Annotated in this window: 6 protein-coding genes and 1 pseudogene; 2 read left to right on the plus strand and 5 right to left on the minus strand. The window is 42.8% G+C overall.

All coding sequences use genetic code 11. The features are described from left to right. The 4 genes and pseudogenes from CXF78_RS21795 to CXF78_RS07125 form a co-directional block, all read right to left on the minus strand. Positions 1-166, minus strand: a pseudogene (locus CXF78_RS21795) (DNA polymerase III subunit epsilon); the annotation flags it as partial. A gap of 196 nt (positions 167-362) precedes the next feature. Then, a complete protein-coding gene (locus CXF78_RS07115; RefSeq protein ID WP_102036382.1) occupies positions 363-1,484 on the minus strand; it encodes an alpha/beta hydrolase in 1,122 nt (373 codons plus the stop codon). 44 nt (positions 1,485-1,528) lie between these two features. Next, positions 1,529-2,302: an SDR family oxidoreductase gene (locus CXF78_RS07120; RefSeq protein ID WP_257984862.1), complete on the minus strand. Its 774-nt coding sequence runs from the start codon at positions 2,300-2,302 to the stop codon at positions 1,529-1,531. Between the two features lie 86 nt (positions 2,303-2,388). Further along, positions 2,389-3,855 carry a flavin-containing monooxygenase gene (locus CXF78_RS07125; RefSeq protein WP_102036384.1) on the minus strand — a complete coding sequence of 489 codons (1,467 nt, stop codon included), beginning with the start codon at positions 3,853-3,855 and terminating at the stop codon, positions 2,389-2,391. 220 nt (positions 3,856-4,075) lie between these two features. Here CXF78_RS07125 and CXF78_RS07130 point away from each other — a divergent pair, with 220 nt between their 5' ends. Further along, the gene (locus CXF78_RS07130; RefSeq protein ID WP_102036386.1) at positions 4,076-5,077 is read left to right on the plus strand and encodes an AraC family transcriptional regulator; all 1,002 of its coding nucleotides are present in this window, start codon (positions 4,076-4,078) and stop codon (positions 5,075-5,077) included. 156 nt (positions 5,078-5,233) lie between these two features. On the opposite strand, the gene CXF78_RS07135 is transcribed toward CXF78_RS07130, so the two are convergent. Further along, positions 5,234-5,848, minus strand: a complete 615-nt coding sequence (locus tag CXF78_RS07135) for an excalibur calcium-binding domain-containing protein (RefSeq protein WP_102036385.1) — start codon at positions 5,846-5,848, stop codon at positions 5,234-5,236. A 309-nt stretch (positions 5,849-6,157) separates the two neighbouring features. Here CXF78_RS07135 and CXF78_RS07140 point away from each other — a divergent pair, with 309 nt between their 5' ends. After that, positions 6,158-6,544, plus strand: a complete 387-nt coding sequence (locus tag CXF78_RS07140) for a carboxymuconolactone decarboxylase family protein (protein WP_011639061.1) — start codon at positions 6,158-6,160, stop codon at positions 6,542-6,544. The last annotated feature ends 7 nt before the right edge of the window (positions 6,545-6,551 follow it).

Genomic DNA, 6,551 nt, shown 5'->3' on the forward strand with positions numbered 1-6,551 from the left:
TTTCTTTAAGGCTGTGTTTCTCATCTTTGGTCAGAAACTTAAACGCTTTTTCATTGGCAAGTGCATACGCAACGACATCTTCGCCTTTTACTCTGCGTTCATCCACTCGTTTTGAAAAACGATCGTTATCTCGAGCTTTACGCTCTTCGGCATTTAACTTACTCATTGGTGTATCCTCATTAGTTAATCACGGTAGGGGTCACTACGCTCAGTCAAACAAATGAGAATTGCACATTCATAAAGCTGATCGGCGCATTTTAGCATAAGTTGGCTTGTTAGCCTGTAATACATGGCGTCTGAGTAAACTTTATCATCTGTTGGTGGTTTCTAGAGTCGGTTCTGCTGTCAGTTACCTATAACGATCATTCATTAAAGCTGTTTAATGCCATTGCGATGTTATGAGTGGCTTGTTTGGCGCGTGCGCTGAGTTTTGTGATTGAAATAAAGCCATGCATGCAATCATCAAAATGCTGATGTTGTGTATTGATGCCTGCCGCTTTTAGGCGCTGGGCGTATGCAATGCCATCGTCTCTTAATGGATCGTAACCTAGGGTTAAGATGTAACTTTTTGGCGATTCGCTGATGTCTTTTGCTTGTAGTGGACTCACTAATGGCAGAGTAACTTCGTCGAGAGAGTGTAAATATTTTAACCTGAAATAATCCATTAAATCGCGGGTGAGTATTAACTGTTTATTGAAACGGCGATAGGACTCGGTTAAGCCTTGTAAATCTACCATTGGGTAGATTAAAAACTGAAATGCGGGTTTTACTTTTGCCTGTACTGGTAGTGATGTTTGCAGTGAATGTAAACCGATGATACACGCTAAATACCCACCTGCGCTGTCACCACCCACGCCAATGTGCTGTGGATTAATATTAAGTTGTTGATGGTTGGTGTTGATATAGTTCCACGCTTCGATGGCATCACAAATCGGGATGGGGAATTTATGTTCTGGGGCCAATCGATAACCGACTGAGATAATGTTCATGTTGCCATGTTTAGCCAGATAGCGGCAAAAGTGATCGTGAGTGTTAATACTGCCAATAACGCCGCCGCCACCATGAAAGTACACTAAGGTTTTTTGAGGCTTGTTGGCGCTAGGATGGTAGATGCGAAGCTTTATTCTGTTGGCGATGGTATGGCTGCTATCGCTGGCGCTATGTTCGTTCAAAGGAATAGTGCCCAAAAGAGGAGTGCCAGTACTCACCGGGACCGTTAAATTAATCACCTTATCCATTTCAATTTTAGTCAGCCCAAGTACTCGGTCCATCGCTAGAAATACATATCTAAATAATGTGACTGGCAACTTGTATAGCGGCGCTAATGATAACCACTTGGCGACCATTAATTGTTTCGCTTCAAGCTTGGGCGCTTGTAGACGTTTGCCTTGTAGCGGCTCGCCTTGCAGTGGTTCGTTTAGTGATGGCTTGTCAGTTGATGATTTGTCTTGTGACAATGGTGTTGGCTTATTCACGTTATCCATTTCTATTGCCCTTTATTATTGTTAACTGATTAGAACCGCATGTTTTATCGACTTAGCCACTTCATCGCTAGGCGATTGATAAATGCCGGTGATACGTTACTTAATCTATGCAATAGGCCATAAAAAACACTGACTGTTCTATGGGTTTTAGGGTGTTTCACTTGTTTATCAATCACAGCGACTACGTGTTCAGCAGTGATATTCACGCCGAGTCGTTGCATGACTTTGGCGCTGTTTTTCTGTGCCTTAAGCATATTGGTTGCCACAAAGGGCGGCATGACATCGCATACACTGATGCCGTATTTTTTCCACTCAAGTTCCAGCGCCTCGGTCAGTGCTTTTACGGCAAACTTACTGGCCGAATAGCTGGCTAATTCTGGTACACCATAATCGCTACTGGCTGATGACATGTTGATAATAGTACTTGTGCCGGTATTTTTTAAATAGGGCCATGCAGCATGACACAGATTCATGACCCCGATGACATTGACACTTAATGTGCGCTGATGATGTTCGATAGGGATGTCTTCAAAGGGGCCTATTTCCAATATGCCGGCATTATTAACTAATATAGCCAAGCAGTTATTATGTTCCGCACAAAATTTAGCCATGGCGTGTTGTACTTGTGAAAAATCACTGACATCTAGCTGAAACAACCGTACTCGAGTTCTGTCCCATATTTCGGTGGCTTGTGTTAATTGCGCCAAATTGATGTCGGCCATACCGACCCAATAGCCCTTTTTGTGAAAGTGTTTTGCCGTCGCTAAGCCAATGCCGGAAGCTGCGCCGGTAATAAATATAGTGTTTTTATTCATCATAAACCTGGTTGTTTCTAGTATGAGTCAATCAGCTCGAGTGAATCAATACGGGTGGATATGTAAGGGTGAGACGGTGGATAAGCCAACTAAAATGATCGGGTATTAAGGTGTTCCATCTGCGGCTGTTTCATTTCATCAACCCATCGCTGCCAAGTGTAGGGCCATAAAATTGGGTCGCCATCGGCATCTAAATACCAACTTTGGCATCCTCCAACCCAGCTAGTGCCCTTTAACCCTTCCTTTACGTAGGCATTAAAGTCGTCAATGGCTTGTTGCTTGGCTTCAAACTCATCAAATTCATGCTCACGCCATTTATCGATCAGTTTAATAACGTAGTCAGTTTGAACCTCGCTCATGGCGATAACGGAGAAGTTACCAATAGGTGTGTTGGGGCCGAGCATTAAAAAAAAGTTAGGGTAGTCGCTGAGTAACATTGATCGATAGGCTTTGATTTTATGAGCCCAGGCTTTATCAATGTGCAAATTGTTGCGCCCAATGAGATTCATGGGGCGCATAAAATTAAATGCATTAAAACCGGTCGATAATACCAATACATCGAGGTCGTGATGTTTACCGTCTTTAGTGATAATGCCTGTTTCAGTTATGCGCTCAATGCCTTCTATTATTAACTCAGCATTGGGTTTTTGAATGCCTTTATAAAAGGTGGTGTTGATAATGACCCGTTTGCAGCCTACTTGATAATGAGGTCGTAGCTTTTCGCGTAAGGTTTTGTCTTTAATGCTTAATCGTAAGTTGGCTTTACACAAAAAATTTAACGCATGCTTTTGGATAAAGTGTCCCGTGACTGCTTTGGTAAAAAAATGTTCTAGAAAAAACTTGCCCATATTGCGATGAATTTTGGTGATGATGGGAAAGCGAGCCATTAACTTTCGGCTGGTTTTTGAAAAAGTAAAATCGGGCAGGTGCATTAGCCATTGTGGTGTGCGCTGAAAAACTGAAACCTTAGCACCGGTTTTAATCAATTCGGGTATGGCCTGTGCGGCCGTTGACCCAGTACCGATAACTCCAACACGGGTAGAGGCGGATATGTCTACATTGTGATTCCATTGGGCGGTATGGAATGTTGTACCTTTAAAATCTTTTAATCCAGGAATGTCTGGAAATTGTGGATGGTGCAAAATGCCGGTGGCGCACACAATAAAATCAGCGATGTAGGTTTGCTGTTGGCTGGTTTTTACCGTCCATTTTCCATTGGCATATTGTGCATCGGTAACGGCTTCGTTAAAGCGAATGTCTTGTTTAACATCATATTTATCTGCTACGTGCTCAAAGTATTGTTTAATCTCTGGTCCATGGGCAAAAAAGCGGCTCCAATTTGGATTAGGTTCAAATGAATAGGTATACATGTGAGCGGGTACATCACAGGCAGCTCCAGGGTAGGTGTTTTCTCGCCACGTTCCGCCCACGCAGTCTTTTTTCTCCAGTACTACAATATCGTTGATGCCAGCTTGGCGCAGTTTAATGTCCATTAAGATGCCCGTCATACCTGCACCAATGATCACCACAGAAGGATTTCGTTTAACTTGGGTCATGATGCCCTCTATTCTTGTTATGGTTATTTATTAACGTGCTTGGTTGTTGTCAGCCATCTCTATTTTTACTTGTTACGTTGAGCACTAATTTCTCAATAGCGGATCATTCAACAGTTGTTAATAAATTGTATTATCTATCCAGCATAGGAAACTATTGTTCATTGATCTACGCGCTAAAGGGACGTATATTTGTGATTTTAAGACATGGCAGCCTTCAGTTATGACATTTCGCAGCATTACCAGTGTGCAAATAATTGTTTCCTATGGCATTGAGCTGGGCATTGAGCAAGAGCGGTTGCTGCAAGGGTCTGGTTTGGTGGAGGCCCAATTAACTGACCACGAGCAACTGGTTGAAGAAAAGCAAGAATTACAGGTGTTAAATAACCTCATGCTCAATACTCCATGCCCATTCAAGGTTGGAATGGAGTTAGGCTGCCGTTATCACCTGACCAGTTATGGCATCATGGGTTATGCTCTATTGGCGAGCAGCACTGCGAGAAAGGCGATTGAATTAGGCTTACGTTATCTAGATTTAACCTATGTTTTTTCACAGATAACATTAACTGAGCTTAAGGACGATTTATCCCTAAGGTTCTCATGCGACATTCCTGGTGAGTTAGGTGAACTGGTGTTAGTTAGAGACATGTTGGGCGCTGCGATGATCCAACGAGAAGTATTTGAAAGTAACGACTTACCGATAAAATTGCAGTTTACGTCGCCTCAGCCCGCAGGCTTGTCACTCGAAGGTATAAAGCAAAAACTGGGTGCTGAGATCCAATTCAATGCTAGTTATAACGGTTTTACTGGATTAACACCGCTATTAGATCTGCCATTATTAAAAGCCAATGAAGCCACCGCCAGATTATGTGAGGCGCAATGCAACCAGCTACTGCAACAAAAGCAAAACTGGAAACCTGTTGCTAAGTTGGTCAAAGACACCTTAGTACACTTAGGCTTAGCAGCATCAATGGAAGATATCGCCCAGCATTTGGCTCGAACGACTCGCACTTTGCATCGTCAACTAACACTAGAACAAACCAGTTGGCGCCAGGTGCGTGACGATGTGCGTTTTGGCATAGCCGAAGTGTTATTATTAACGCCGATGCAACTTGATGAAATAGCCGAACGCCTTGGTTTTAGTGATGGGGCCAATTTTAGCCACAGCTTTAAGCGCTGCAAAAATATAACCCCAAGCCAGTATCGAAAGCAGGCGAAAAAATAGCGATAGCCGCCTGTGCCAAATAGATAAAGGCTAGCTGGAACCTTATGCCTGAAGCCTAGAATCTAAAGACTCATATCTAAGGTCTAAGATTTAGCACTCTAGTGCCCAAGCAAGCGGTTAGCCAGAACCAGCTTTCTATGATTCATTCCTTAATGTTTAATTACAGAACTGCCTTTCACATGGAACTCCGTCCCCATCACCATCCATTTCAGTTCCTGGACAGTTACGGATATAAAAGGTTGCTTCTGCACATGAGCGCATTTGGCTGCAGTATGTTTTACCTGCCTCACATCTGAACTGAGGTTGTTGATTGATTAGGCTTGGTTTTGACACGGCTGGTGTCCACTCCATCTGTTCAACATCTGCATTGGTCAGCACTGGCGTTGCGGTCATTTTTTGATATTGTTTATAACCGAAAATACCAACCCCAAGCAGGATAATAAGCATGATTACGCGGCCAAGCACGGGACTTGAACGGTAGTTTTCGTCATGATGAGATGGGTTGTTTCGATGATGTTGACCAGTGTTAGAAGCTGGACGGGTTGTGTTAGACACAACAGCCACGCCTTCAATACTGGCTTTTACGGCTTTGACTTTGCCATCGGGTTGGTTCTCGCGATGAAATAGTATCTCATCGCCAACAATAGGCTTTCTGGCCATGTGCTTTAGGGTTGAGATGTGAATAAAGACATCTTGATTATCACCGGTTTCTGGCTTGATAAAACCAAAGCCTTTTTCGGTGTTCCAACGAATTAACGTGCCTCTTTCCATGGCGATACTATTCCTTGATAGTCATTAAGTTAATAAAAATCATGATGTAGAATCATGCTTTTAAATCAGCAACATAATACCTATAACTACAGTATTTTAGCCAGTAATTTGATTGAGTTTATAGATAGAGTCATAAAATATCTTCGCCACGTTTACCTGCTCAGGTAAAAACTGAATTGATATCGACTTGGGCACATTATCAACTGGCTGCAACAAAAGCGTGGTGTTATTTAAGATTAAGTTTAACGTGTATATAGGCAGGATTATTTTTAATGAATTGACCAAAAGTGAAAATAGAGGTGGCCACAGATGAATGATGAACAATACCAAAAAGGGCTTGAGGTACGTCGCCAGGTGATGGGTGATGCTTATGTCGATAAAGCGCTTAGTAATGTCACTGATTTTACTCAACCATTGCAAGCATTAGTCACTGCAAATTGTTGGGGAGAAGTGTGGGTGCGAGATGCTATTTCTAAGCAAACGCGCAGCCTAATCACTATTGCAACACTGGCAGCATTAAAGGCACCCACTGAATTAAAGGGCCATGTTCGAGGGGCATTACGTAATGGATGTTCTATTGAAGAAATTCAGGAAGTATTGCTGCATTCAACCGTTTATTGCGGCATGCCGGCTGGTATTGAGGCTTTTCGGGCAGCGAAAGAAGCCATTGAGGAATGGCAGCTAGAGAATAGCTAGCTGAATG

The organism is Shewanella sp. 11B5, from assembly GCF_002836795.1.
In the GTDB taxonomy this organism is placed as follows: domain Bacteria; phylum Pseudomonadota; class Gammaproteobacteria; order Enterobacterales; family Shewanellaceae; genus Shewanella; species Shewanella frigidimarina.